The 24357-nt window shown below is 71.0% G+C and carries 23 protein-coding genes and 1 tRNA gene; 14 read left to right on the top strand and 10 right to left on the bottom strand.

The genetic code is table 11. From position 1 onward, the window contains the following. Nucleotides 1–3 precede the first annotated feature (3 nt). On the bottom strand, nt 4–594 hold the full coding sequence (locus OG595_RS33450; RefSeq protein ID WP_329278572.1) for a TIGR03086 family metal-binding protein: 591 nt from the start codon (nt 592–594) through the stop codon (nt 4–6). Between the two features lie 143 nt (nt 595–737). On the opposite strand from OG595_RS33450, the gene OG595_RS33445 reads away from it, so the two are divergent. Beyond that, nucleotides 738–2009 carry an MFS transporter gene (locus tag OG595_RS33445; RefSeq protein WP_329278570.1) on the top strand — a complete coding sequence of 424 codons (1272 nt, stop codon included), beginning with the start codon at nt 738–740 and terminating at the stop codon, nt 2007–2009. On the opposite strand, the gene OG595_RS33440 is transcribed toward OG595_RS33445, so the two are convergent. Both OG595_RS33440 and OG595_RS33435 read right to left on the bottom strand, forming a co-directional pair. Then, nucleotides 1946–3118 (bottom strand): hypothetical protein, encoded by a 1173-nt coding sequence (locus OG595_RS33440; protein ID WP_329278568.1) that lies wholly within the window; start codon nt 3116–3118, stop codon nt 1946–1948. The genes OG595_RS33445 and OG595_RS33440 overlap by 64 nt on opposite strands. Continuing rightward, nucleotides 3115–4110 (bottom strand): 5-dehydro-4-deoxyglucarate dehydratase, encoded by a 996-nt coding sequence (locus tag OG595_RS33435; RefSeq protein WP_329278565.1) that lies wholly within the window; start codon nt 4108–4110, stop codon nt 3115–3117. The genes OG595_RS33440 and OG595_RS33435 overlap by 4 nt, the downstream gene beginning before the upstream one ends. Nucleotides 4111–4363: 253 nt before the next feature. On the opposite strand from OG595_RS33435, the gene OG595_RS33430 reads away from it, so the two are divergent. From OG595_RS33430 to OG595_RS33395, 8 genes are all read left to right on the top strand, one after another. Then, nucleotides 4364–5173 (top strand): NAD-dependent epimerase/dehydratase family protein, encoded by an 810-nt coding sequence (locus OG595_RS33430; protein ID WP_329278563.1) that lies wholly within the window; start codon nt 4364–4366, stop codon nt 5171–5173. A 312-nt stretch (nt 5174–5485) separates the two neighbouring features. After that, the gene (locus OG595_RS33425; protein ID WP_329278561.1) at nt 5486–6253 is read left to right on the top strand and encodes a DeoR/GlpR family DNA-binding transcription regulator; all 768 of its coding nucleotides are present in this window, start codon (nt 5486–5488) and stop codon (nt 6251–6253) included. 96 nt (nt 6254–6349) lie between these two features. Then, the gene (locus OG595_RS33420) at nt 6350–7708 is read left to right on the top strand and encodes an ABC transporter substrate-binding protein (protein WP_329278559.1); all 1359 of its coding nucleotides are present in this window, start codon (nt 6350–6352) and stop codon (nt 7706–7708) included. Continuing rightward, complete coding sequence (locus OG595_RS33415; protein WP_329278557.1) at nt 7705–8646, top strand: carbohydrate ABC transporter permease; 942 nt, start codon at nt 7705–7707, stop codon at nt 8644–8646. Before OG595_RS33420 ends, OG595_RS33415 begins: the two co-directional genes overlap by 4 nt. Then, nucleotides 8643–9524, top strand: coding sequence for a carbohydrate ABC transporter permease (locus OG595_RS33410; protein WP_329278555.1), 882 nt, complete (start codon nt 8643–8645; stop codon nt 9522–9524). Before OG595_RS33415 ends, OG595_RS33410 begins: the two co-directional genes overlap by 4 nt. Beyond that, nucleotides 9521–10510, top strand: a complete 990-nt coding sequence (locus tag OG595_RS33405) for a zinc-dependent alcohol dehydrogenase family protein (RefSeq protein ID WP_329278553.1) — start codon at nt 9521–9523, stop codon at nt 10508–10510. Before OG595_RS33410 ends, OG595_RS33405 begins: the two co-directional genes overlap by 4 nt. Nucleotides 10511–10781: 271 nt before the next feature. Beyond that, on the top strand, nt 10782–11003 hold the full coding sequence (locus OG595_RS33400; RefSeq protein WP_329278550.1) for a hypothetical protein: 222 nt from the start codon (nt 10782–10784) through the stop codon (nt 11001–11003). 64 nt (nt 11004–11067) lie between these two features. Further along, a complete protein-coding gene (locus OG595_RS33395; RefSeq protein ID WP_329283423.1) occupies nt 11068–12279 on the top strand; it encodes a TerD family protein in 1212 nt (403 codons plus the stop codon). Nucleotides 12280–12371: 92 nt separating this feature from the next. Here the strand turns inward: OG595_RS33395 and OG595_RS33390 are convergent, their stop codons facing one another. After that, complete coding sequence (locus OG595_RS33390; RefSeq protein ID WP_329278548.1) at nt 12372–12863, bottom strand: FBP domain-containing protein; 492 nt, start codon at nt 12861–12863, stop codon at nt 12372–12374. Between the two features lie 70 nt (nt 12864–12933). Between OG595_RS33390 and OG595_RS33385 the strand changes: the two genes are divergently transcribed. Further along, nucleotides 12934–13512, top strand: coding sequence for a TetR/AcrR family transcriptional regulator (locus OG595_RS33385; RefSeq protein WP_329278546.1), 579 nt, complete (start codon nt 12934–12936; stop codon nt 13510–13512). Between the two features lie 53 nt (nt 13513–13565). Beyond that, entirely contained in the window at nt 13566–14798 is a 1233-nt protein-coding gene (locus OG595_RS33380) for a GDSL-type esterase/lipase family protein (RefSeq protein WP_329278544.1), read from the top strand. On the opposite strand, the gene OG595_RS33375 is transcribed toward OG595_RS33380, so the two are convergent. The 5 genes from OG595_RS33375 to OG595_RS33355 all read right to left on the bottom strand — a co-directional run bounded on the left by OG595_RS33375 (nt 14795) and on the right by OG595_RS33355 (nt 20116). Continuing rightward, nucleotides 14795–15811: a 1-aminocyclopropane-1-carboxylate deaminase gene (locus OG595_RS33375; protein ID WP_329278542.1), complete on the bottom strand. Its 1017-nt coding sequence runs from the start codon at nt 15809–15811 to the stop codon at nt 14795–14797. The genes OG595_RS33380 and OG595_RS33375 overlap by 4 nt on opposite strands. A gap of 20 nt (nt 15812–15831) precedes the next feature. After that, the gene (locus OG595_RS33370; protein ID WP_329278540.1) at nt 15832–16479 is read right to left on the bottom strand and encodes a GntR family transcriptional regulator; all 648 of its coding nucleotides are present in this window, start codon (nt 16477–16479) and stop codon (nt 15832–15834) included. 134 nt (nt 16480–16613) lie between these two features. Beyond that, nucleotides 16614–18197: a TROVE domain-containing protein gene (locus tag OG595_RS33365; RefSeq protein WP_329278538.1), complete on the bottom strand. Its 1584-nt coding sequence runs from the start codon at nt 18195–18197 to the stop codon at nt 16614–16616. A 355-nt stretch (nt 18198–18552) separates the two neighbouring features. Then, nucleotides 18553–18622 (bottom strand) — tRNA-Met (locus OG595_RS33360). A 45-nt stretch (nt 18623–18667) separates the two neighbouring features. Continuing rightward, nucleotides 18668–20116, bottom strand: coding sequence for an alkaline phosphatase PhoX (locus tag OG595_RS33355; protein WP_329278536.1), 1449 nt, complete (start codon nt 20114–20116; stop codon nt 18668–18670). 314 nt (nt 20117–20430) lie between these two features. Between OG595_RS33355 and OG595_RS33350 the strand changes: the two genes are divergently transcribed. The 3 genes from OG595_RS33350 to OG595_RS33340 all read left to right on the top strand — a co-directional run bounded on the left by OG595_RS33350 (nt 20431) and on the right by OG595_RS33340 (nt 22357). Then, complete coding sequence (locus OG595_RS33350) at nt 20431–20661, top strand: hypothetical protein (protein WP_329278534.1); 231 nt, start codon at nt 20431–20433, stop codon at nt 20659–20661. A gap of 72 nt (nt 20662–20733) precedes the next feature. Further along, entirely contained in the window at nt 20734–21867 is a 1134-nt protein-coding gene (locus OG595_RS33345; protein WP_443073377.1) for a hypothetical protein, read from the top strand. A 37-nt stretch (nt 21868–21904) separates the two neighbouring features. Continuing rightward, nucleotides 21905–22357: a hypothetical protein gene (locus tag OG595_RS33340; RefSeq protein ID WP_329278530.1), complete on the top strand. Its 453-nt coding sequence runs from the start codon at nt 21905–21907 to the stop codon at nt 22355–22357. 60 nt (nt 22358–22417) lie between these two features. Here OG595_RS33340 and OG595_RS33335 read toward each other — a convergent pair whose 3' ends face one another. Beyond that, complete coding sequence (locus OG595_RS33335; RefSeq protein ID WP_329278528.1) at nt 22418–23887, bottom strand: hypothetical protein; 1470 nt, start codon at nt 23885–23887, stop codon at nt 22418–22420. Nucleotides 23888–24357: the final 470 nt, after the last annotated feature.

Below are 24357 nucleotides of genomic sequence, written 5' to 3'. Positions count from 1 at the left end.
CGCTCACGCCGTCGTCCACCGCGGATCGCGCCCGCTGAGCCCGATCACCCGGTCCAGCAGGGGCGCGTCGTCCGGTACGGGAACGACCGGGCCGAAGACGCCGTTCCCGCCGTTCTGCTCGGCCGCGGCGGCCAGGAAGCCGTACGCCGCCTCCACGGCGGCCGGGTCGGGCTCGTACTCCTGCCCGGTGGCACGGGCCAGATCCCAGCCGTGGACGACGAGTTCTTCGGCCGCGACGGCCGCGGCGACCGCGCCCGGCAGGGTCACCCCACCGGCGCGGGTCTCGCCGGTCCAGGCGGCCGGGTCGCGCCAGGCGTCGGCGAGTTCGTCGAGCGCCTTCGGCAGGCTCTCGCGCCAGCCGGCCGCGATGTCCGGCACCGAGGAGCCCGGACCGGTGTCCGTCGTCGCGCCGAGGTCCTTGCGCGCGGCGTCGCGGAAGGCGACGGACAACCCGGCGACGTGGCCCAGCAGATTGCGCACGGCGTACGCCGGGCACGGCGTCCCGGCCGCGAGCTGCTCGTCGGTCACCCGCTCCGCGATCCGGGCCACGGTCCTGGCCTGCGGTCCGAGGTCGAGGGTCGTCTGGTCGGTCATCGGCTTCTCCCCTGGGCTGGTCGACTCTGCGGAGAGGTGGACCGACGCCGTACGCGAAACTCATCGCCCGCCCCTTCCCGCCCTCCCTTCTAAGGCATCTTCCCGATCCCCCCACCCACCCCTTAGCCCCACGATGACCAGGCATGACGACTCGAAACTGGTCCGTAAAACGCGTCCTCCGGGACCGCAACGCCAGGCTCTGTCTCACCGGAGTCGTGATCTCCGGCTTCGGCACGTCGGCCCTGTGGCTGGCATCCGGGATCTGGGTCAAGGACCTCACCGGCTCCGACGGCCTCGCCGCGCTCTGCCTGTTCGCGATGTGGGCGCCGAGCCTGGCGGGCCCGCTGCTGGGCACACTCGCCGACCTCCCCCGGTCTCGGCTTCGCTCGACCGGGCGGTGCCCCCATCGCCGCAAACCGCTCCTGATCCGGACGAACCTGACCCTCGCGGCACTCCTGCCGGTCCTGTTCGCGGTCGACTCCGCGGGGCGTGTGTGGATCCTCTTCGCCGTCCTGGTGGTGTACGGCGCGGCGGGCGTCGTCCATGACGCGACCGAGGCGGCACTGGTCGCCTCGGCCGTCGACAAGTCGCTCCTGGGCGACTTCAACGGCCTGCGCATGACGGCGAACGAGAGCATGAAACTGATCGCCCCGCTGGCCGGCGCCGGCCTCTACGCGGCGTACGGCGGCCCGGGCGTGGCCCTCCTGGACGCCGTCACGTTCGTCCTCGCCACACTCCTGTACGCCGGTCTGCGCGTCCGCGAGAGCGCCCCGCCACCCCCGCCGACCGGCTGGCGCACCCGGACCGCCGAGGGCGCCGCCTTCCTGTGGCGGCACGACCGGCTGCGCCCGCTCGTCCTGGCGGGCGGCACGACGATGTTCCTGTCGGGCCTGAGCGGCGCCACCCTCTACGCCGTCGTCGAGGGGCTCGGCCACTCCCCCGCGTACGCCGGTCCGCTGTACGTCCTCCAGGGCGTCGGCTCGGTGGCGGTCGGCCTGGCCTCGGGCCCGCTGCTGCGGCGCCTCGGGGAGCGCCGGTTCGCGGCGTACGGGATCGCCCTGACCGGCGCCGCCATGGCCCTGCGGGCGGTCCCGGCCGACCTCGCGGTCCTCGGCTCCGCCGTGGCCGCCGGGGCGGGCCTGCCGTGCGTCCTGATCGCGGGCCTCACCGCCGTGCAGCGGGAGACCCCGGAGGAGTTGCTCGGCCGTACCGCGGCGACCGCCAACACCCTGATGTTCGCGCCCACGGCGATCGGGCTGGCCGTGGGCGCGGCGCTGGTCGAACCCGTCGACCACCAGGTGATCCTCGTCGGCTGCGCCCTCGCCCTGCTGCTGGCCGCGGTCGCGCCGTCTCAGCGCCGGGCCAGCGCGTCCCGTACGGAGTCCAGGTCGGCGTCCGATGCCAACCCGGCGTGATAGAGCCGCAGTTCGGTGGCCCCGAGTCCGGCAGCGCGCTCCGCGTCCGCCGCGAGGGTGCCCGGCCTGCCGCCCATCCCGGAGACCACGACGAAGTTGGCGGCCAGGACAGCGCCATCCCGCTCCACCTCCGCGAACGGCGTCAGCAGGCCCGCCCCGCCCGTGCACGGCACCACCACGCCGTCCGCGACGGACAGGATGTGCGCGGGGTCCACGCCCACGTTGGCGCCGACGTGGTACGAGACGGGGTCGGCGTGCAGCAGTACCCGGAAACCGGCCGGGGCCGCCGCCCGGACCGCCGCGACGGCCGCTTCCTGGAGTGTGCGGGCCGTTTCCTCGCGCCACGCGCGCGTGAGGGCCGCCTTCTCCTCGCCGAGGGTCTTCTCGACACCGGCCCACCCCCCGTGGTCCGGCTCGCCCCGCCAGAGCGGCTCCAGCGCGGCGCGTACGGCCGCCGCGAGCTCGTCGGGATCGAGGCCCTGGCCGCCGTACCCCGCCCGGCAGGACGGGCAGAAGCACAGGGCCATCAGATACTGGCCGGCGTCGCCGAGGCCGATCGCGCCGGTCTTGTCGTGGGCGTGCAGATGCGTGAGTCCGTACCAGCCGAGGGACTCCAGTTCCGTACCGCGCGCCCCGGGCCTGACGGCGGCCTCGGCGGCGAGGTCGACGAGGTACGCGCGCGTGGCGGGCTGTGCGATGCAGGGCGCCCACGGGTAGCGGTCCCCGTAGGCGTTGACCACGGAGGTGTCCGGATGGTCGGCGCCCAGGCGGGAGTTGTGGGCGAGGACGACCCAGGTGTGCACGTCGAGACCCGCGTCGGCGAGGGCGTCGGCGGCCTCGCCGTAGGCGTCCCCGGGCGCCCAGGACCCGGCGGCGCAGGGGCGCAGTGCGCGGCCCGCCCAGCGCTCGTCCGTCGGGTCGGTGGGGTACAGCACGGCCGCGTGCTCGGCGGTGACGATGCGGTGGCGCGGGTGCCGGGGGGTCAACGCGCGCGTGGAGTGGTAGGCGGAGGCGAGGGTCACCTGTTCCACGCCGAGCGCCGCGATCCTGCGGGCGGCGCCGGGATCGCCGTTGACGTCCCAGGGATAGACGAATGCGGACGCCTTCACACGCGCTCCTCGAACTCGGAACCGACGACAACCGCGGACTCGGGCCCGGCGTCCAGCAGCGCGTGACCGCGCTCGACGAGCCGTACGAGCTGCTTCACATGGTCCTCGGTCGGCTCGTGCAGCGGCGGCCGGACCTCCCCGACGTCGAGCCCGGTGTGCCGTACGCCTGCCTTGACGAGCGAGACGGCGTACCCGCGCCCCTGCGCCCGCAGCTCGACGAACGGCCGGTAGAAGCCGTCCAGGAGCCGGTTCGCGGTCACGTCGTCACCGGTGTTGAGCGCCCGGTGGAAGGCGAGCGCGATCTCGGGCGCGAAGCAGAAGACGGCCGACGAGTAGAGGGTGACGCCGATGCCCCGGTAGGCCAGCCCGGTCAGTTCCGCGGTCGGCAGCCCGTTGAAGTACAGGAAGTCACCGGGGTGCTCGGCGCGTACGGCGCTCACGATGCGCTGCATCAGGTCCAGGTCGCCGAGCCCGTCCTTGAGCCCGATGATCCCCTCGGTGCGCGCCAGGCCGACGACGGTCTCGGGGGTGAACACCGCGTTGTCCCGCTGGTAGACGACGACCGGCAGGGTGGTGGCCGCGGCCAGCTCCCGGTAGTGGCGCAGCAGCCCCTCCTGGCCGGCCACGACCAGATACGGCGGCATGGCGAGCAGCCCGTCGGCGCCGGCCTCCTCCGCGAGACGCGCGTAGCGCACGGCGAGCGCGGTGCCGTATCCGGCGCCCGCGACCACGGGCACGCGCCCGGCCGTCTCCTCCACCGCCGCCCGTACGCAGTCCTGGAACTCCTCGGGCGTCAGCGCGTGGAACTCCCCTGTGCCGCAGCACGCGAAGACGGCAGCGGCCCCCGCCTCCACACCCCGGCGCACATGCGTGCGGAAGACGTCGAGGTCGAGGGAGCCGTCGGGGCCGTACGCGGTGACGGGGAAGAACAGCGGACCGCTCGGGACGGAGAGTCTGGTGGCAAGGGCGGCGGTGAGAGGGGCTGGCGTCACGGGCTCTCCCTGGGAATACGTTCGTGCATGCTTCTGATTGACGTCTACATTTCTGAACACTTTCACGCTAAGGGCCCCTCGCGGGACAGGTCAAGCCGACCGGCAGTCAACAACGGGGCAGAATCCCCAGCTCTGCGTCACACTTGACGGCAGCGGCCACCCCTCCATAGCGTGTCCATGGATGTGAATGTCGTACACGCATGCGACCTTCGCCCCGAGAAGACCCCGCCAGGAGCCCCAAGGAGACCCGAGGATGCCCGCTCCCCGCACCGTTCTGCTCACCGGCGCCGCCGGCGGACTCGGCACCCTGATGCGGGACCTGCTCCCGTCCCACGGCTACGAACTGCGCCTGTTCGACCTGCTCCCCGTCGAGGGCGAACCCGACGCGATCACCGCGGACCTCACCGACATGGCGGCGCTGCGCGAGGCCGTGCGGGGCGTCGACGCGATCGTCCACCTCGCCGGCATCTCGCTGGAATCCTCCTTCGAGAAGATCCTCAGGGCGAACATCGAGGGCACCTACAACCTGTACGAGGCCGCCCGGCAGGAGGGCGTCGGGCGCGTCGTCTTCGCCTCCTCGAACCACGCGGTGGGCTTCACCCCCCGCCCCCAGGGCACCGACCCGCTGATCCCGGTCGACACCCCGCACCGCCCGGACACCTTCTACGGCCTCTCCAAGTCCTTCGGCGAGGACCTGGCCCAGCTCTACTGGGACAAGCACGGCCTGGAGACCGTCTCCGTCCGCATCGGCTCCTGCTTCCCCGAGCCGACCAGCGTGCGCATGCTGTCCCTGTGGATGAGCCCCGCCGACGGCGCCCGCCTCCTCCACGCGGCCCTGACCGCCGAGAATGTCGGCCACACCGTCGTCTACGGCTCCTCCGCCAACACACGCCTGTGGTGGGACCTGAGCACCGCGCGGGCACTCGGCTACGCGCCGCAGGACGACTCGGAGCCGTACGCCGAGAAGCTGATCGCCGAGCAGGGCGACCTCGACCCGGAGAACGTGGCCCACGCCCACCTGGGCGGCCACTTCGTGAGCGACCCGCCGATCTGGCCGTACTGAGCGCACGGAGCGCACTCCCGAGGCGGGCGGGCACCGAACGGGCCTGCCCGCCATCGCATTCGGGCAGGAACGACCGCCTCTGATGGTGCCGCGACAGCGCACCATCAGAGGCGCGGGGAACTGCGCGACCAGCCACAACGCACCGGCGGCCGCGACCCGACCGCACCGACCGGGCCAGTGGGCCCACCCCGCCCGAACGGGCAGACGCGGTCACTATCACCCCCGTAACAGACCTGGTCACCACCCCGCGCCCGCTGTAGAACTTCCCCCACAGGGCCCGAACGGGCAACGCGGCAGGAAGCGGGCGACGACATGGCCAACACCGCCGAAGACCGCCAGCGGCACATCGTGCGCGCCGCCCGCGCCACCGGCTCGGTCGACGTGACCACCCTCGCCGCCGATCTGGGCGTGGCCAAGGAGACCGTACGGCGCGATCTGCGCGCCCTGGAGGACCACGGCCTGGTCCGCCGCACCCACGGCGGCGCCTATCCCGTGGAGAGCGCCGGTTTCGAGACGACGCTCGCCTTCCGCGCCACCAGCCATGTGCCCGAGAAGCGCCGGATCGCCGCCGCGGCGGCCGAACTGCTCGGGGACGCCGAAACGGTCTTCGTCGACGAGGGATTCACCCCCCAGCTCATCGCGGAGGCGCTGCCCGGGGACCGGCCGCTGACCGTGGTCACCGCGTCCCTGCCTGTCGCGGGCGCGCTCGCGGAGGCCGAGAACACCTCGGTCCTGCTGCTCGGCGGCCGGGTCCGCCCCGGCACCCTCGCGACGGTCGACCACTGGACGACGAAGATGCTGGCCGGCTTCGTCCTCGACCTGGCCTACATCGGCGCCAACGGCATCTCCCGCGAACGCGGCCTGACCACACCCGACCCCGCCGTCAGCGAGGTCAAGGCCCAGGCGATCCGGGCCTCCCGGCGCACGGTGTTCGCGGGCGTGCACACCAAGTTCGGGGCGGTCAGCTTCTGCCGGTTCGCCGAGGTCGGCGACCTGGACACGATCGTCACGAGCACCCTGCTGCCCACGGCGGAAGCCCACCGCTACTCCCTGCGCGGCCCACAGGTCGTCCGAGTCTGAGCCCCCGACTCGCCCACCCCTCGACCCTTTCACCCCTTACCGGCACCCCCACGCCCACACGAGCCCGTTATGCCCCCATACCTCCAGGAGCGATCCATGCGAACCCCGAGCCGACGGAGGCCGCGAGCCACACTCGCCCTGGCCGCCGCAGGGACGCTGCTCTCCGGCTGCTGGGCCGGAGCGGGCGGGTCCGGTTCCGGCGGCGACGCCGTCAACGTCCTGATGGTGAACAACCCGCAGATGGTCGAGTTGCAGAAGCTCACCGCGGCCCATTTCACCAAGGAGACCGGCATCAAGGTCAACTTCACCGTTCTGCCCGAGAACGACGTCCGCGACAAGATCAGCCAGGACTTCGCCAACCAGGCGGGCCAGTACGACGTGGCGACCCTCTCCAACTACGAGATACCGATCTACGCCCGCAACGGCTGGCTGCACGAGATGGACACGTACGTCGCGAAGGACAGCGCGTACGACGAACAGGACGTCCTCACACCTATGCGCCAGTCCCTCACCGGGGATGACGGCAAGCTGTACGGCCAGCCCTTCTACGGCGAGTCGTCCTTCCTGATGTACCGCAAGGACGTGTTCGACGCGAAGGGCCTGACCATGCCCCCGCACCCCACCTGGACCCAGGTCGCCGACCTGGCGGCGAAGGCCGACGGCGCCGAGCCGGGCATGAAGGGCATCTGTCTGCGCGGTCTGCCGGGCTGGGGCGAGGTCATGGCACCCCTCACCACCGTGGTGAACACCTTCGGCGGCACCTGGTTCGACAAGAACTGGAAGGCGAGGCTCGACTCCCCCGAGTGGCAGCGGGCGGTGAACTTCTACGTCGGCCTCGTCCGCGACCACGGCGAGTCCGGCGCCCCCCAGGCCGGCTTCGCCGAGTGCCTCAACAACATGACCCAGGGCAAGGTCGCCATGTGGTACGACGCCACCTCCGCGGCCGGTTCCCTGGAGTCGGCGAACTCACCGGTCAAGGGCAGGATCGGATACGTACCGGCACCCGTCGAGAAGACGGAGTCCTCCGGCTGGCTCTACACCTGGGCCTGGGGCATCCAGAAGGCCTCCCGCAACCCCGACGACGCCTGGAGGTTCGTGTCCTGGGCGGCCGGCAAGCAGTACGAGCAACTGGTCGGCGACGAGATCGGCTGGTCCGACGTCCCGGCCGGCAAGCGCGCGTCGACGTACGAGAACCCCGCCTACCGCCAGGAGGCCGCCGCCTTCCAGGAGACGACGAAGGAGGCCATCGAGGGCGCCCGCCCCGACGACCCCGGAGTACAGCCACGGCCGGCACCCGGCATCCAGTTCGTCGGGATCCCCGAGTTCACCGATCTCGGCACCAGGGTCTCGCAGGAGATCAGCGCGGCCATCGCCGGACGCCAGTCCGTCGAGTCGGCCCTGAGGAAGTCCCAGAAGCTGGCAGAGGAGATCTCCGAGGAGTACGAGGGACGATGACCGCGACCACGACAGCCCCGACCACCGCCGCACCATCCGTACGCGCCGTGCAGCGCCCCTCGAACCGCGTGCGCGCCTGGGCCACCCGGGCACCGCTGCTCCCGGCCCTGATCTTCATGATCGCCGTGACCCAACTCCCCTTCGTGGCAACCCTGGTGATCTCGTTCTTCGACTGGAACGCGCTCTACCCGAACGCCCGCCGTTTCACGGGCTTCGCCAACTACACGGAGGTCCTGACCGACGCGGACCTGCGTCACTCCGTGTGGACGACCGTCCTGCTCACCGCGGCGGTGGTCCTGGCCAGCCTGATCCTGGGCCTGGGTCTCGCCCTCCTCCTGGACCGCGGGTTCCGCGGCAGGGGCATCGTCCGCACCCTCCTCATCGCCCCCTTCCTGGTGGTCCCGGTCGCGGCGGCCCTGCTCTGGAAGCACGTGCTCTACAACCCCGAATACGGCCTGCTGAACGGCCTGTTGCACTACGTAGGGGGCCCACAGCCCGACTGGATCTCCAACACCCCGCTGCTCGCGGTGGAGATGTCACTGGTCTGGCAGTGGACGCCGTTCATGATGCTGATCCTGCTGGCGGGACTGCAGAGCCGCGACCAGCAGCAGATCGAGGCGGCGAAGGTGGACGGCGCGAACGACTGGCAGGTCTTCCGCCACCTGACCCTCCCCCACCTGCGCCGCTACCTGGAACTGGGCGCGCTGCTGGGCTCGATCTACATCGTCCAGAACTTCGACGCGGTCTTCACGATCACGTCGGGCGGCCTCGGCACGGCGAACCTCCCCTACACCGTCTACCAGAGCTTCTACCAGGCCCACGAGAACGGCCTGGCCTCCGCCGCCGGTGTCCTGGTGGTCATCGGCTCGATCATCATCGCGACCTTCGCCCTGCGCGTGGTCTCGTCCCTGTTCCGCGAGGAGGCGTCCCGAGCATGAGCGCCACGACAGAAACGGCCGAAGCGCCGGAAGCGGCGGTCCGTGTTGTACGTCCCCGCCGCAGCCGGGGAGCGGGCCTGGGGCTGCTGGCCTGGCTGGCGGGCATCCTCTTCTTCCTCCCGATCGCGTGGATGGCCCTGACGTCCTTCCACTCGGAGGAGGACGCGGCGACCAACCCCCCGTCCTTCGGCGCCGCGCTGACCCTCGACGGCTACCGCGAGTTCTTCGGCACGGGAGGCGGCGCGAGTCCCTGGCCGTCCCTGATCAACTCGACGGTCGCGTCGGTGACATCGACACTGTGCGTCCTGCTGCTGGCGCTCCCGGCGGCGTACGCCCTGTCCATCCGCCCGGTGCGGAAGTGGACGGACGTCCTGTTCTTCTTCCTGTCGACGAAGATGCTGCCGGTGGTGGCGGGCCTGCTCCCGATCTACCTGTTCGCCAAGAACACGGACCTGCTGGACAACATCTGGCTGCTGGTCGTCCTCTACACGTCCATGAACCTGCCGATCGCGGTGTGGATGATGCAGTCCTTCCTCTCCGAGGTCCCGGTGGCGATCATCGAGGCGGCGCGGGTGGACGGGGCCCGGCTGCCCACGGTCCTCACCCGGGTGGTCGCCCCGATAGCCCTCCCCGGCATCGCCGCGACGGCCCTGATCTGCTTCATCTTCAGCTGGAACGAACTGCTGTTCGCACGAGTGCTGACGGGTGTGGTCGCGGAGACGGCTCCCGTCTTCCTGACCGGCTTCATCACCAGCCAGGGCCTGTTCCTGGCGAAGGTGTGCGCCGCGTCGCTCGTCATCTCCCTGCCGGTGCTCGCCGCGGGGTTCGCCGCCCAGGACAAACTGGTCCAGGGCCTGTCCCTGGGAGCCGTGAAGTGAAGGCAGCCGTCATCGAGTCCGCGGGCAAGGCCGTCGTCCTTGAGGTCCCGGACCCGACCCCGGGCCCCCGCGAGGTGGTCGTCGAGGTCGCGGCCTGCGGCCTGTGCGGCACCGACCTGCACATCCTCCAGGGCGAGTTCGCCCCCACACTGCCGATCGTGCCGGGACACGAGTTCGCGGGCGAGGTGGTGGGCGTGGGCACGGCGGTCACGGAACTGGCACCGGGCGACCGCGTGGCCGTGGACCCCTCCCTCTACTGCCACGAGTGCCGCTACTGCCGCACAGGCCACAACAACCTCTGCGAACGCTGGGCGGCGATCGGTGTGACGACGGCGGGCGGCGCGGCGCAGTACGCGGTGGCCCCGGCCGCGAACTGTGTACGTCTGCCGGAGCACATCCGCACCCAGGACGCGGCCCTGGTGGAGCCCCTGTCGTGCGCGGTACGCGGCTACGACGTGCTCCAGTCCCGTCTGGGCGCCCACGTCCTGATCTACGGCTCGGGAACGATGGGCCTGATGATGCTGGAGCTGGCCAAGCGGACGGGCGCGGCGAGCGTCGACGTTGTCGACATCAACGCGCAGCGCCTGTCGACGGCCCAGTTGCTGGGCGTGTCGGGCTCGGCGACGAACGCGGACGAGCTGGAGCGTCCGCAGGGCTGGGACGTGGTGGTGGACGCGACGGGCAACGCGGCGGCGATCCAGGACGGCCTGGACCGGGTGGCGAAGGCGGGCACGTTCCTCCAGTTCGGCGTGGCGGACTACGCGACCCGGGTCACGATCGACCCCTACCGCATCTACAACCAGGAGATCACCATCACCGGGTCGATGGCGGTGCTGCACAGCTTCGAACGGGCGGCGGAACTGTTCGCGGCAGGCGTCCTGGACCCCGAGGTCTTCATCAGCGACCGCCTGCCCCTGGACCAGTACCCCCGAGCCCTGGACCAGTTCGCCTCAGGCGTGGGCCGAAAGACCGTGGTGGTGCCGTAGTCCGTTTCCCACCCGCTCACCCACCCGTTCACCGCTTCTGTCCAGCGCGGGCCGAGGCATCTCCACCCACACCAGGTTTCCCACCCACTCGCCCCCACAGCTCCTTCAGAACAGGCCCAGGCATTCCCAGCCCGTCCGGCGTATGAGGACAAGGCCCCTTCAGGGCCGGCAGCGGGGGTCCGGGGGCGCGGCCCCCAGGGACGGGACGGGAAGGGGCGGCGGGGGCGAAAACCCCTGGGCGGCACCCACCCCACCCGCCTAGCATCCCCCCATGCCCCGCCCCAACGGCTTCGCCTACACCCACCACCCCGACGGCACAGTGAGGATCACACACGGCGCCCACCCCGCCACCACCCTCCGCGGCCCCAGGGCCACCGAGTTCCTGGCGGAGGTGGAATCCGGCGACCCCCAGCTGGTCATGGCCCGCTGGACCGGCAACTACAAGCGCGGCAACGAGCGGACGGCCCGTAACCACCCCAGAAACCGGCACTGAACCAATTGGCCGCAAGGTAAGGGAACGGCAAAGCGGGTCCGCTCGTTCACCGGTCATGACAGCTATGACACCCGGCTCGAACATCCCTCTTCCCGTCGCCCGAGTGACGGTGGACGTCGCTGCCCCGGTGCGGCTCGACGTATCGAGCCTGCTGCTCACCGCCGACGGCAAGGTGCGCTCCGACGACGACTTCATCTTCTACAACCAGCCGACCGGCCCCGGCGTGACATACCGCTCCGGCGGCGGCACCGCCCCCGACTCGATCACGGTCGACACCGCCGCCGTCCCCCCGGGCATCGAGAAGATCGTCGTCACGGCGAGCCCGGACGCCGCGGGCCAGTCCTTCCAGGGCATCGAGCCGACGGCCACGATCCGCAACGCGGACGACGGCTCCGTACTGGCGACGTTCACCCCGCCCCGGCTCGGCACGGAAACCGCGCTGGTGATCGTCGAGGTCTACCTCCGCAACGGCGCCTGGAAGGCCCGCGCGGTGGGCCAGGGCTACGCGAACGGCCTGGCCGGCATCGCCACGGACTTCGGCGTGAGCGTGGAGGAGCCGACACCGGCACCGGCCGCGCAGCCGGCCCCGGTCCAGCCCCCGGCACCCCCGATGGCACCGCCCGCCCCGGCCGGGTCGTTCGCCTCTCCCCCCGCCCCCGCCGCACCCCCGGCTCCCCCCGCCCCGACCCTCGGCGCCGGAAAGATCAACCTCGACAAGGGCCGCGTAAGCCTCCAGAAGAACCAGACCGTGTCCCTGGTCAAGGGCGGCCGGCCGCTGCTCTCCCAGGTCAAGATGGGCCTCGGCTGGGAGCCCGCGTACCGGGGCAAGGACATCGACCTGGACGCGTCGGTCATCGCGTACGGCCCGCAGCGCAACCACATCGACAGCTGCTACTTCGGCAAGCTCTCCATCGTGAACGGCGCGATCAAGCACTCCGGCGACAACCTCACGGGCGAGGGCGGCGGCGACGACGAGGTCATCGTGGTCGACCTGGGCCGCCTCCCCCAGGAGGTCACCGGCCTGGTCTTCACGGTCAACTCCTTCTCGGGGCAGAAGTTCACCGAGGTGGCGAAGGCGTACTGCCGTCTCCTGGACGCGGCGACGGGCGAGGAACTGGTCCGCTTCGACCTGACCAGCGCCGAACCGCAGACGGGCGTGATGATGGCGAAGATGATCAAGCAGTTCTCGGGCGAGTGGGAGATGACGGCGATCGGCGACTTCGTCAAGTCCCGCACGGTCCGGGGCATGGTGAAACCGGCAGCCCAGTCCCTGTAGCCACGCGCAACCCACCCAACCAACCACTCACCGAACGACCCACCGAAGCGGACCGTGGGGCGGCACCGCCGCCCCGTCACACCGTTCCACCGTCAAGCCGTCACCTTGGCGATGAACGCGGCGACGTTCCCCGCGGTCCGCCGGATCTTCTCCTCCAGAGTGATCGTCTCGTGGAGCCGGGCCCCGGCTCCCGCGTCCTTCCTGCCCCGCACATACAGCGAGCAGCAGAGGTCGCCGCATATGTACGCGCCCACCGAGTTGCCCTGTTTCCCCGCCTTCCCCGCCCTGGGCGCGACCATCAGGGACACGCCTCCGGTGTGGGACGTCAGGCACATCGAGCACATGCTGCGCCGCGTCTGCCCGAAGGCGGGCGCGGAAGCGCGCAGGGCGAGTCCGGTCGTACGGCCGTCCAGCACGGTGACGAGGTAGGCGCGGTCGGGGGCCTGGGGGTCCCGCCAGCCGAGGAAGTCCAGGTCGTCCCAGGGCCGGTCGGCCAGGTCCCGTGGCACGGACAGGCGCTGCGCCTCACCCTTGCTGCAGTTCACGAACGCGGCGCGGATCTCCCGCTCAGTCAGTGGCTCCATAACGGCAGGCTAATTTGCCTAAATATTTTAGGCAAACCTATATTCTCCTTAGCCGAACAGGAGGAGGGTCATGGCACGCGTAGGACTCACCGCGGAACGCCTGACCAGAGCCGGAGCGGAACTCGCCGACGAGGTCGGCTTCGACCAGGTGACCGCCTCGGAGCTGGCCCGGCGGTTCGGCGTCAAGGTCGCGAGCCTGTACTCGCACGTCAGGAACACCCAGGACCTCAGGACCAGGATCGCCCTGTTCGCCCTGGAGGAACTCGCCGACCGGGCCGCCGACGCCGTGGCCGGACGGGCCGGCAAGGACGCCCTGACCGCCTTCGCGAACGTCTACCGCGACTACGGCCGGGAACACCCCGGCCGCGCCGCCGCCACCCGGATGAGGCTCGACCCCGAGACGGCCGCGGCCGGTGCGGGCGTCCGGCACGCCCGGATGACGCGGTCCATCCTGCGCGGTTACGAGCTGACGGAGCCCGACCAGACCCACGCGGTCCGCCTTCTGGGCAGCGTCTTCCACGGGTTCACCAGCCTGGAAACGGCAGGCGGCTTCAGCCACAGCGCCCCCGACTCGGAGGAGAGCTGGACCCGGATCCTCGACGCCCTCGACGCCCTGCTGCGCAACTGGCCGACCCTTCCCACCCGTTGACCGACAGGCCGAGAACGGACCGAGGACGGACCGAGGACAGACGGAGGACACACATGCACACCGAGACCCAGTGGACGACCACGCACATCACCGCGGACCTCGTACGCGGCGCCCTGGACCTGGAGCACACCCCGCACGGCGTACTCCCCCACCGTCTGCCGGCCCGGGCCCGCGCCCAGTGCACGGACCCCCAGCTCGCCTCGGCGGAATCCCAGCCCTCGGGCGTACGGCTGGTCTTCCGCACCCGAGCGACCTCCGTCGAACTGGACACGCTGCCCACCAGGCGGGTCTACGTGGGCGCCCCACCCCGCCCCGACGGCGTGTACGACCTCCTCGTCGACGGCCGGCTGAGCGCCCAGTCCACCGTGGCCGGGGGCGGCAACACCCTGACCGTCGACATGACCGCCGGCACCGCGACGCACGAACCCGGCCCGCCCGGCACCCTCCGCTTCACCGGCCTGCCGGACCGCATGAAGCGCGTCGAGATCTGGCTGCCCCACAACGAGACCACCGAGCTCGTCGCCCTGCGCACCGACGACCCGGTCGAGCCCGTCGCCGCACGCGACGGGGGCCGGAAGGTCTGGCTGCACCACGGCAGTTCGATCAGTCACGGTTCCGACGCCGCGAGCCCCACCGCCATCTGGCCCGCGCTCGCCGCGTCCCTCGGCGGCGTGGAACTGATCAACCTGGGCCTGGCCGGCAGCGCCCTGCTCGACCCGTTCACCGCCCGGGCGATGCGCGACACCCCCGCCGATCTGATCAGCGTCAAGATCGGCATCAACCTGGTCAACACCGATCTGATGCGTCTGCGTGCCTTCGGCCCTGCGGTGCACGGCTTCCTCGACACCATCCGCGAGGGCCATCCGGCCACACCGCTCCTGCTCGTCTCACCTCTCTACTGCCCCATGCACGAGGACACGCCGGGCCCCACCGCGCTGGACCTGTCCACGATCGGCGCCGGTGAAGTGCGCTTCCAGCCCATGGGCGACCCCGCCGAGCGCGCCGCCGGCAAACTGACGCTCAACGTCATCCGGGAGGAGCTGTCCCGCATCGCGAGACAGCGGTCGGCTGACGACCCGCACCTCCACCACCTCGACGGCCGCGCGCTGTACGGGGAGTCCGACTTCGCCGAACTCCCCCTGCCCGACCAGCTCCACCCGGACGCGGCCACCCACCGCCGCATCGGCGAACGCTTCGCCGAACTCGCCTTCACGACGACGGGCCCCTTCGGAAACCAGCGCCGGAGCACAGTCCCGGCCCAGGTCGCGGACCAGGTCGCGGACTAGAACAGCGCGCTGTACGCGTTCAGCGCGGGCTGTCCGCCCAGGTGCGCGTACAGCACGGTGGAGTCGCGTCCGATCTCCCCCCGCGTCACCAGGTCGACCATCCCGGCCATCGACTTCCCCTCGTACACGGGATCGGTGACCATCCCCTCCGTACGGGCGGCGAGCCGCATCGCGTCCAGGGTGGTGTCGTCGGGGATCCCGTACGTGCCCGCATGGTAGCGCTCGTCCAGCTCGACGTCCGCCTGCGTCAACTCCCGCTTTACGCCGATGAGTTGCCCGGTGTTGTGGGCGATCCGCGCGATCTGCTCCTTGGTCCGGGCGGGCGCCGCCGACGCGTCGATGCCGAGCACACGCCGCGTACGGCCGCCCGCCTCCTCAAGCGCCGCGAACCCGGCGACCATGCCGGCCTGGGTCGACCCGGTCACCGAGCACACCACCACGGTGTCGAAGAAGACCCCCAACTCCCTTTCCTGTTCGGCGACTTCGTACGCCCAGCCGGCGAACCCGAGGCCGCCGAGCGGATGGTCGGAGGCGCCCGCCGGAATCGCGTACGGCTTGCCGCCCCCTTCCTCCACCTCCCGCAGCGCCAGTTCCCAGCTCTCCTTGAACCCGATACCGAACCCGGCGCGCACCAACCGGACATCGGCCCCGGCGAGCCGGCTGATCAGGATGTTGCCGACCTTGTCGTAGACGGAGTCGGGCCACTCCACCCAACTCTCCTGCACGAGGACGCACTTGAGCCCGGCGCGGGCCGCGCAGGCGGCGACCTGACGGGTGTGGTTGGACTGCACACCGCCGATCGAGACGAGCGTGTCGCAGCCCTGGGCGAGGGCGTCGGCAACGAGGTACTCCAGCTTGCGGGTCTTGTTGCCGCCGTAGGCGACACCGGAGTTGCAGTCCTCCCGCTTGGCCCAGAGGGCGGCACCGCCGAGATGCGCGGTGAGCCGCTCCAGCGGGTGCACGGGCGAGGGCCCGAAGAGAAGGGGGTAACGCTCGTACGAGTCAAGGGACATGGGTCCTCCGGGAGTCGGGATCAGTCGCTGTCCGCGAGCTCGGCCAGCCCACGCCAGATCTCCGCGGTGACACGGACCGCCTCGTCCACGTCTCCGGCCGCGCAGGCATCGAGGAGCCTGTCGTGCAGGCCGGCCGAACGACAGTTGCCGCCCTCGCTGAAGCGTCGTCGCTCCAGACGGCGGATGAGCGGTGTGTAGCGCGCGGCGGTCGCGGCCGCCGCGCGATTGCCGCTGACCCGGACGAGGACGTCGTGCAGCTGGTCGTCGGCGCGCAGGGCGGACTCCACGTCACCGGCACGGACGGCCGCCGCGAACCGCTCGTTGGCCGCGCGCATCGCCTCGACGTCCGCGGCGAACAGCCGGGGTACGGCGACCCGGGTGACCAGCTCGTGCATGGCCCCGACCACGGCGGCCGCGTCCCGCACGTCGGCGGCCACGACCGGCGTCACCTTGGTGTAGCTCTGCGGCTTGCTCTCCAGCAGCCCCTCGTCGACCAGCCGCGCGAACGCCTCACGCACCGGCGCCCGGGACAGCCCGAGCCGCTCGGCGAACTCGGCGTCCCGCACCACGGCACCGGGTTCGATCTCCCCGGAGACGATGGCGTCGCGGATCGCTTCGTACGCGCGATCCCTGAGCAGGGTCCGGGGGACGGGTCGCATCGCTTCCACAACTGAAATGTTAGATGTCAGAGAGGCGGGCACACAAGGGCGCTGAGCACGCGGACGAAAGTGTGGCCCGCACCGAAGTACGGGCCACACCCCACTCGTCCCACTCGCCGCGACTCGGCGCGGCCCGGCTCAGCTCAGCCGACCCACGGCCAGTCCGAGTCGTGCGCCCCTTCCAGCAGCGGAATCATCCGGAAGGCCGCGTCCGACAGCCCGCCGAACGTGTGCCGGTTCCCCGTCCCCGACGGGCCGTGGCCCGCCCGGTACCCGGCGAGGTTCCAGGTGTAGACCGGTACGTCGGCCGGCACCTGCTCGGTGGGATCGCCGTGCACGCTGTGCGCGTACTGCTCGTCCGTGACGATCAGGACCCGGTCGTGCCCTCGGTAGTGGCGCCGCACCGCCTCGGTGGTGTCGGTGCCGCCCAGGTCGCCGAAGCGGTCCAGGATCTTCAGCACCGACTCGCCCTCGCGGTACGTCACGCGCTTGCTCGACGTACCGAACTCGACGAGATCCGCGCCCGCCGCCCGCAGGGCGAGCGCCGAGCCGAAGACCGCCGCCGCGTCGGCCCGGGTGAGTTCCGAGCGTTCGGACAGCCGGGAGTAGAACATCGAGCCGGAGCGGTCGACGAGGACGAGCGTCCGCCCGCCCAACGCCGGCACATTGGCCAGCGAGTGCCCGAGCGCCTGCTCCAGCGGGTACGCCCAGCGCAGCGAGGGCGCGTGGCGGTACGCGGCGAGGTAGCGGAAGGGGAACTGCCGCGAGCGCGCGACCTCGGCCGGGTCGCTGATCTTCGCCGCGACCCGCGCCGCGACCTCGTCGCTCACGCCCGCCTCGTCGAAGTTCCGCAGGTTCCGGACGAGGGCCATCGCGCCCATGGACGGGATGACGGCCTCCCAGGCCGCCTTGTCCATCGGCCCCTGAAGCCAGCCGGCCAGCGCCTCCCAGGTCATACCCGCCTCCGCCAGCCGCTCGGCGCCGCGCGCCCCGGTCACGACCTTGCGCCGCTTCGCGGGCCGCAGCGCCATCAGGTCACGGTGTGCGGCGAGCACGGGCAGCGACTTGGGGACGACGGCCGTGTCCGGGTTGTGGCGCCGGTCCAGCGCGTACTGGAACAGGTCGCCCTGCCACGGCTTGTCCGGATCCGGCGCCGCGTGCACCAGGTTGAGGATGTCGCCGAAGCGGTAGCCCTTGGACGCGGTGTCGTACTTCAGCAGCGACTTGCCGCTGTAGAGCCGACGTACGGCGTCGGCGACACCGCGCTTGACGGGCTTGGGAATGCTGCGGCCGTACCGGGAGGTCCAGTAGGCGAGCAGTTCGCCGGGCTCGTCGGGGCGGCGCAGTACGGAGTCGACGACCTGCCGGTTGGTGGGGCCGTCGGTGACGTTCGCGTCGAGGCGGGCCTTCACGTACTCGGCGGCGCCCACGATGGCTGCCGTACGGAGGTTGCCCTCGCCGCGCAGCCAGCCGAGGAGGCCTGCCGTCCACGCCGGGTCGGTGACGGCGAGCCGGCTTACGAGCGCGGCGAACCGGTCGTCCCGGTCCTCGCCGCTCTCGTAGAAGGTCTTCTGCGCGACGAAGTTGGCGATCGACAGCAGGAACAGTTCCGAACGCTCGTCCCGCTCACGGCCTCGGCCGCCCTGGTACGTCCGGAGCACGCGCCCCGTCGAGGTGACCCGCGAAGTGGGCTGCGCCTTGGCGGCCTTGGTGTTGAATCGCGCCATGATGAATTCCCCCCCCATTCGCCAGCACTTCGTGCGTGGAACGGTTTTGGAGGGAGGCACGGCAATAGGAGGATGGCCGAGGTCGAAATCGGCGACGGTCGCTTATCAACTGGCGCGTCTTCCGTTCCGCCACACCGGCCCTGGGCCGATGACGGGATTCGAACCCGCATGAGGAGTCAACCCCACCAGTTCCCGAAGTATCCGCTGCCTGCGCACCGGGCACCCACCTGTTGCCGCGCCTCCCCGAGATCGAATAGCGCACCGGGAGGTGCATGAAGTTCCGGGTGTCCAGAGATCGAAGCCGGCGGAACCGACGTAGGTGCTCTAACCCCTGAGCTACACCGGCGCGTTGTGCCGGTGACGGGACTCGAACCCGCGGCCGCCCCATTATGAGTGGAAGTAGGTCCTGCCTTCGCACCTGGACGTTCATCACTCTAGGAGGCGTACCGCGGGCCGGGCGACCCAATTAACTATCCGCGCTTCTGCCGCTTCCAGGGTCCGGTGATCGCGAGCATGATTCCCGGAGTCTGGATGTTCGCGTACAGGGTCTTGCCGTCGGGCGAGAAGGTGACCCCCGTGAACTCACTGTATTCGGGCGCCTCTTCGGTGCCGGCGTTGAGTTCGTTGCGGGCGATCGGATACGTCCGTCCGCTGTCCGTCGCGCCGAACAGGTGCTGGACGCCTTCGCCGTCCTCGGCGATGACCAGGCCGCCGTACGGGGAGACGGTGATGTTGTCGGGGCCGTCGAAGGCGCCGTCGGCCGACGGGTCGGGGTTCACGCCCAGCAGGACCTTGAGGGTGAGCGTGCGGCGCTTGGGGTCGTAGAACCAGACCTGGCCGTCGTGCTGGACGGGACTCTCGGAGCGGGCGTAGGAGGAGACGATGTAGGCGCCGCCGTCGCCCCACCACATGCCTTCGAGCTTGCGGGCCCGGGTGATCTCCCCGGCGCCGAACTGCTTGCGCACGTCGACGGTCCTGGCGTCGCGGTCGGGCACGTCGACCCAGTCGACGCCGTACACCGTGCCGATCTTCGTGGCGCGGGAGAGGTCGTCGACGAACTGGCCCGCGGAGTCGAAGCACTTGGGCGCCTGGAGGGTGCCCGCGGTGTCGGACAGGGTGCGGAGGTTGCCGTGGCCGTGGTGGCAGTGCTGCGGCGGGGTCCAGCGGTAGAGAAGGCCGTTGGGGGACGCGGCGTCCTCGGTGAGGTAGGCGTCGCCGCGCTTGGGGTCGATGACGACGGCCTCGTGGTTGTAACGCCCGAAGAACTTGAGGGGTTTGGGGCTCCGGTTGGCACGCTTGTCGCTGGGGTCGACCTCGAAGACGTATCCGTGGTCCTTGGTCATGCCGTTGACGCCGGCGCGGTCGGAGTTCTCCTCGCAGGTGAGCCACGTACCCCAAGGGGTGCTGCCGCCCGCGCAGTTGGTGGAGGTGCCCGCGATGCCCACCCATTCGGCGACATGCCCGTCGGGACGCACCTCGACGACCGTGCAGCCGCCGGACGCGGCGGGGTCGTAGACGAGGCCCTCGGTGAGCGGCACCGGGTAGGTCCAGTCGGCGCGCGGGCCCTTCAGCTCGTGGTTGTTGACGAGGAGGGTGGTGCCGCGCGGGCCCGGGAAGGCGGCGGTACCGTCGTGGTTGGACGGGGTGATCTCGCCGGAGTCCAGCCTGGTCTTCCCGCTGTACGTGATCACGCGGTACGAGAATCCGGCGGGAAGCGCCAGCAGGCCCTTGGGGTCGGGCAGGAGCGGGCCGTAGCCGACTCCGTGGTGCAGGTCCGCCGATTCCCCGGACGCACTCCCGGTCTCCGTGGACGCGAGGGCGTTCGGCGCGGTGGCGAGGGCGCCGACGGTGCCGGCCAGCGCGACCCCGGCCGAGGTGATCGCCGACTGTCTGCCGAAGTCCCTGCGGGTGAGCGACATGGTGTCTCCTGTGACGGTGTGTGGCCTGGAGGGTGGGGGACCTCGGGTCTTCTGAGCCACCGTCCCGCCCACGCCTGAACGGGAGTTGAACACCGGACGACGTCCTGCGACCCGCTTCCGTGAATCCGCACGCCCTTGCCCGCAGGAACCATGGGGCCCTCGCACCCGAGGAATCGATCCGACGAATCTTCGTAAAGAAGGTCATCCGGTGCGGATCGTGCGTAATCCCATGATTTATGGCGCAACGCCTTGACCGCCGGTGTCCATTGCCATAGACACCCAACTACCTGAAGTACCCAGGGAGGCGAGCCGACGTGAACGCACAACAGGCGCGCAGCCTCCACGAGGGCCGGCTGATGAGCCTGCCCCAGGTGACGGGAGTCGGGACCGGGAAGGACGAGCACTCGGGCGAGGACGTCGTGATCGTCTTCGTGACCCGCAAGGTGCCCCGGGACCGGCTCAGGGACGAGGACGTGGTTCCGGACGAGCTCGACGGCGTACCCGTGCGCGTGCTCGCGATCGGCGAGGTCTCCGCACAGGAGTAGCCGCTCGGGTGCCCCGGAACCGCGCTGACCGGGGAAGAAGGTGGTCTGGCCGTGACGAGCCAGCCCGAACTGATGCGAGGGCCCACCGGCGGGCAGCTGAGCGACAGCTCACGCCGGCAGGCGTTGTCGGACTTCCTGCGGCGCGAACAGCCGCTGGCGAACGTCGTCGGCTTCGGCCACGGCGTGAAGTGGAGCGAGGGCCGGCCGACCGGCGAACCGGCCGTGCTGGTGTTCGTGACCCAGAAGGTCCCGGAGTCGATGCTGCCCGAACGGGACGTGATCCCGTACCAGATGGACGACAGCACCCCCACCGACGTGGTGGCGGTCGGCCATGTCTCGGCCCAGCGGCAGCCGGGTGTCCGGCGTGCGGAACGGCACGGGACGCAGTACAGCGCCGACGGCGGTGTGGAGGAGCAACTCGCCCGTCTGTCCCAGCCGTTGCTGGAGGAGATGGGCGGTCCGGCCGCGTTCGAGCCGCAGCTCCTGCGGCGCCGGATGCGGCCGTGCCCCTCGGGGTTCTCGGTCGGCAACGTACGGGTGACGGCGGGCACGCTCGGCAGTGTGGTGTACGACTTCCTGCCGACCGCCACGGTCGACCCGCCGGGCGCGGGTCTGGGCGTACCGTCGAAGTTCTACATCCTGTCCAACAACCACGTGCTGGCCGACTCCAACCGGGCCCAGCTGGGCAGCCCGATCGTGCAGCCGGGCGTCTTCGACGGCGGTACGGACCCGGCGGACCGGATCGCGACCCTGGAGCGGTTCATCCCGATCCAGTTCGCTCCGCAGATCCCGCTGGAGCGGCACGACAACGTGGTGGACGCGGCACTGGCCTCGGTGGACTTCCAGGACGCCACCCGCGAGCAGTACTTCAGCGGGGCGCCGCGGGCCTGGCGGCGCAGGTCCAAGGTGTCGGTCGGCGACCTGGTGAAGAAGACCGGCCGGACGACCAACATCAGCTTCGGCCGGGTCATCTCGGTCGACGCGACGATCGACGTCAACTACGGCGCCGCGGGCACGGCCCGCTTCAAGGACCAGATCCTGACGACGAACATCTCGGCGGGCGGCGACTCCGGTTCGCTGGTCACCTCGCTCGACAACGTCGCGGTGGGGCTCCTGTTCGCCGGGTCCTCGGTGGTGACGGTCGCCAACCACATCGAGAACGTCCGCGCACTGCTGCGCATCGAGATCGCCGAGCAGTTGGCCTGACGGTCACCCGAATCCGTATGGGAGAAGGAGTGTTCCCATGACCACCCAGGCACAGAAGAAGAAGGGCGCGAGCACGCCCGAGCACCGCTTCCACAACGCGCAGGGCGCCGAGGTCAAGACGCGCGACGAGGCCTTCGCCGCCGAGACGGGCGTCTCGCCGGAGGCGCTGGCCACGTCGGCGAAGCTGGAGCTGCACAACGGGGCCGCGGTCACCTGGCAGCTGGAGGTCAAGTACAACCCCAACACCTACCCGTACGTCGTCGTGGGCGGCCGGATCACCGGCACGATCTGCGGCAGCACCTGGAACATCACGGGCGGCTTCATGGGCCAGACGATCCGCCTGGACGCCACGAACGCGAGCAGCGGCGGAAGCTGCGCAGCGACGCTCACCCTGATCGGCGAGTACCAGAACCCGCCGGCGTACCGGGGGACGTACGGCTTCAACGGGGCGACGTCGTCGTTCAAGCACACGACGATCTACCACTGCTGAGCCGACCGGTTCCCGACCGCGACCCGCGTGCCACCTGCCACGCGGGTCGCGGTGTCACGCTCAACCTCCTTGCTGCGACCGCGCCTTGAACGCGGCCTTCCGCGCCTCCTTGGCCACCCGCTTGTCCGGGTGCAGCCGTCCCATCGCCTCCAGCACGTCCGGTGTCGCCGGGTGGTCCACGCGCCAGGCCGCCTCGAAGAAACCGCCGTGCTGCTGCGCCAGCCCCTCCACCAGTCCGCGCAGCTCCGCCGAGTTGCCCTCGGCCGCCAGCTGGGCGGCGACCGTGTCGATGGTCAGCCAGAACACCATCGCCTCGGACGGGGCGGGCACGTCCGGCGCGCCGTACTCGCTGAGCCAGACGCGGGCGAGGCCGCCCAGTTCGGCGTCGTCGAGGACCTCGCGCAGCGCGGGCTCGGCCTCGCCGCCGACGAGGGACAGTGCCTGCTGGCAGCGCAGCCGCCGCAGTGGCGCACCGGCGTCGCCGCCCCGGGCCGCCGCCAGCAACTCCCTTGCCGCGGCGAGGGGTTCGCGGCGCGTCAGCCACTGCTCGGTCTCGGCCCGCGCCGCCGTGGCGGGGAAGGCCGCCGTGCCGTCGAGCAGCGCGTCCGCGCCCTTGTCGGCGAGGTCTCCGACGGCGGGCGCCTCGAAGCCGGACTCCAGCAGCCGCGCCCGTACGCCGTACAGGCCGAGCGGGGTGAGCCGCACCATGCCGTAGCGGGAGACGTCGGTCTCGTCACCCGCCAGCGCGCCCTCGGCGGGGTCGTCGGTGTCCGCCATGAGCGCCTCGTCGACGGGCCGGTAGGCGACGAGCCCGACGGGTTCGAGCAGCCTGAACTGGTCGTCGAGGCGCATCATCATGTCCGAGACCTGCTCCAGGACGTCGTTCGTGGGCTCGCCCATGTCGCTCGGTACGACCATGGACGCGGCCAGCGCCGGCAGCGGTACCGGGACGTCGGCGGGGCCGCCCTCGCTGACGCTGAGCAGGTACAGGTTGGCGAGCACGGCGTCGAGGAAGTCGGCCTCCGCGTCGGGGTCCCAGTCCAGCCGGGAGAAGTCGACCTCGCCGTCCTCGCCCATGGCGTCGACAAGATCGTCGAGGTCGGGCACGCTCGCGTCGGCGAGGACGGTCTCCAGCGCCCCGAGCCACACCGCGAGCACCTCGTGCGGTGCCCCCGAGGTGAGCAGCGCCAGGTCCTCGCCCACCGTGACGGTGCCCTCGTCCTCGTCGACGACCTCGACGAGCCCTGTGTCCACGGCGACCCGCCAGGCCTCACTGGCACTGGCGAGCGCGTCCTCGACACTCACGTCACCCGCGTCGCCCGCGCCCTCGGCGCCGATCAGCCCCAGCTCGTGGGCCGCCGCCGGGAGCTGCTCCTCGACGAGTACGCCGCCGGTCTCGACGCGGGTGTCCGGTCCGGCCCAGCGGGCGAGGCGGACGGCGCGGGAGACCAGCGGGGCGGCGAGCGCGTCCCGCGCCAGCTCCGCTTCGGAGTGCAGTCGCACCGGCGGCAGGGGGGAGCTGTCTGACATCGGCTGTTTTCTCCTCAGGCGCCCGAAAGGCCGTACGGCGGCACCCGGATGAGCCCGGAGTCCGACGACGGCGTCTGACGACCGTACGACTTTGTGTTGAGGGCCGTACGACTCAGCCGCTCAGCCTAGACGGATTTGGCACCATGCCGCCCGGTTCATGTACCTGTCAGAGGCGGTAGATGGCTGAAACCTTGACAAGTGGCCTGACCAGGCAGGAGATTGACGCGCGTAGAAGTGGAGAGGACGCCGATTCACCGCATCCCCTTGCCTTCCACCGTGCTCCATCATGTTCACTGTTCTCCCAAGCCGGGCGTTCACTGCCGATCGCCTGGTGCCGAGCCCTCGGCGCGGAGCCTTCCGCACCGGGTGTTCACCGGATGTCTACGCGCGTCGCCAGCCGCCCAGCAGGTCGCGTTCCCCCCACGGCACCACCGTTACCACCTTCGTCCCGGCACCCATGTTTGTCCCCG

The sequence above is a fragment of the Streptomyces sp. NBC_01451 genome (assembly GCF_036227485.1).
In the GTDB taxonomy this organism is placed as follows: domain Bacteria; phylum Actinomycetota; class Actinomycetes; order Streptomycetales; family Streptomycetaceae; genus Streptomyces.
Note: the sequence above shows the minus strand (reverse complement) of the source record. Positions and strands in the feature narration are given on the sequence as shown.

What these genes read in the sequence shown, in the direction of transcription:
- OG595_RS33335 (WP_329278528.1), bottom strand. Translation starts at nt 23,887, where the DNA reads ATGTCAGACAGCTCCCCCCTGCCGCCGGTGCGACTGCACTCCGAAGCG.
- OG595_RS33340 (WP_329278530.1), top strand. Translation starts at nt 21,905, where the DNA reads ATGACCACCCAGGCACAGAAGAAGAAGGGCGCGAGCACGCCCGAGCAC.
- OG595_RS33410 (WP_329278555.1), top strand. Translation starts at nt 8,643, where the DNA reads ATGAGCGCCACGACAGAAACGGCCGAAGCGCCGGAAGCGGCGGTCCGT.
- OG595_RS33375 (WP_329278542.1), bottom strand. Translation starts at nt 15,811, where the DNA reads ATGTCCCTTGACTCGTACGAGCGTTACCCCCTTCTCTTCGGGCCCTCG.
- OG595_RS33385 (WP_329278546.1), top strand. Translation starts at nt 12,934, where the DNA reads ATGGCACGCGTAGGACTCACCGCGGAACGCCTGACCAGAGCCGGAGCG.
- OG595_RS33380 (WP_329278544.1), top strand. Translation starts at nt 13,566, where the DNA reads ATGCACACCGAGACCCAGTGGACGACCACGCACATCACCGCGGACCTC.
- OG595_RS33345 (WP_443073377.1), top strand. Translation starts at nt 20,734, where the DNA reads ATGCGAGGGCCCACCGGCGGGCAGCTGAGCGACAGCTCACGCCGGCAG.
- OG595_RS33450 (WP_329278572.1), bottom strand. Translation starts at nt 594, where the DNA reads ATGACCGACCAGACGACCCTCGACCTCGGACCGCAGGCCAGGACCGTG.
- OG595_RS33355 (WP_329278536.1), bottom strand. Translation starts at nt 20,116, where the DNA reads ATGTCGCTCACCCGCAGGGACTTCGGCAGACAGTCGGCGATCACCTCG.
- OG595_RS33445 (WP_329278570.1), top strand. Translation starts at nt 738, where the DNA reads ATGACGACTCGAAACTGGTCCGTAAAACGCGTCCTCCGGGACCGCAAC.
- OG595_RS33430 (WP_329278563.1), top strand. Translation starts at nt 4,364, where the DNA reads ATGCCCGCTCCCCGCACCGTTCTGCTCACCGGCGCCGCCGGCGGACTC.
- OG595_RS33415 (WP_329278557.1), top strand. Translation starts at nt 7,705, where the DNA reads ATGACCGCGACCACGACAGCCCCGACCACCGCCGCACCATCCGTACGC.
- OG595_RS33400 (WP_329278550.1), top strand. Translation starts at nt 10,782, where the DNA reads ATGCCCCGCCCCAACGGCTTCGCCTACACCCACCACCCCGACGGCACA.
- OG595_RS33420 (WP_329278559.1), top strand. Translation starts at nt 6,350, where the DNA reads ATGCGAACCCCGAGCCGACGGAGGCCGCGAGCCACACTCGCCCTGGCC.
- OG595_RS33365 (WP_329278538.1), bottom strand. Translation starts at nt 18,197, where the DNA reads ATGGCGCGATTCAACACCAAGGCCGCCAAGGCGCAGCCCACTTCGCGG.
- OG595_RS33395 (WP_329283423.1), top strand. Translation starts at nt 11,068, where the DNA reads ATGACACCCGGCTCGAACATCCCTCTTCCCGTCGCCCGAGTGACGGTG.
- OG595_RS33390 (WP_329278548.1), bottom strand. Translation starts at nt 12,863, where the DNA reads ATGGAGCCACTGACTGAGCGGGAGATCCGCGCCGCGTTCGTGAACTGC.
- OG595_RS33425 (WP_329278561.1), top strand. Translation starts at nt 5,486, where the DNA reads ATGGCCAACACCGCCGAAGACCGCCAGCGGCACATCGTGCGCGCCGCC.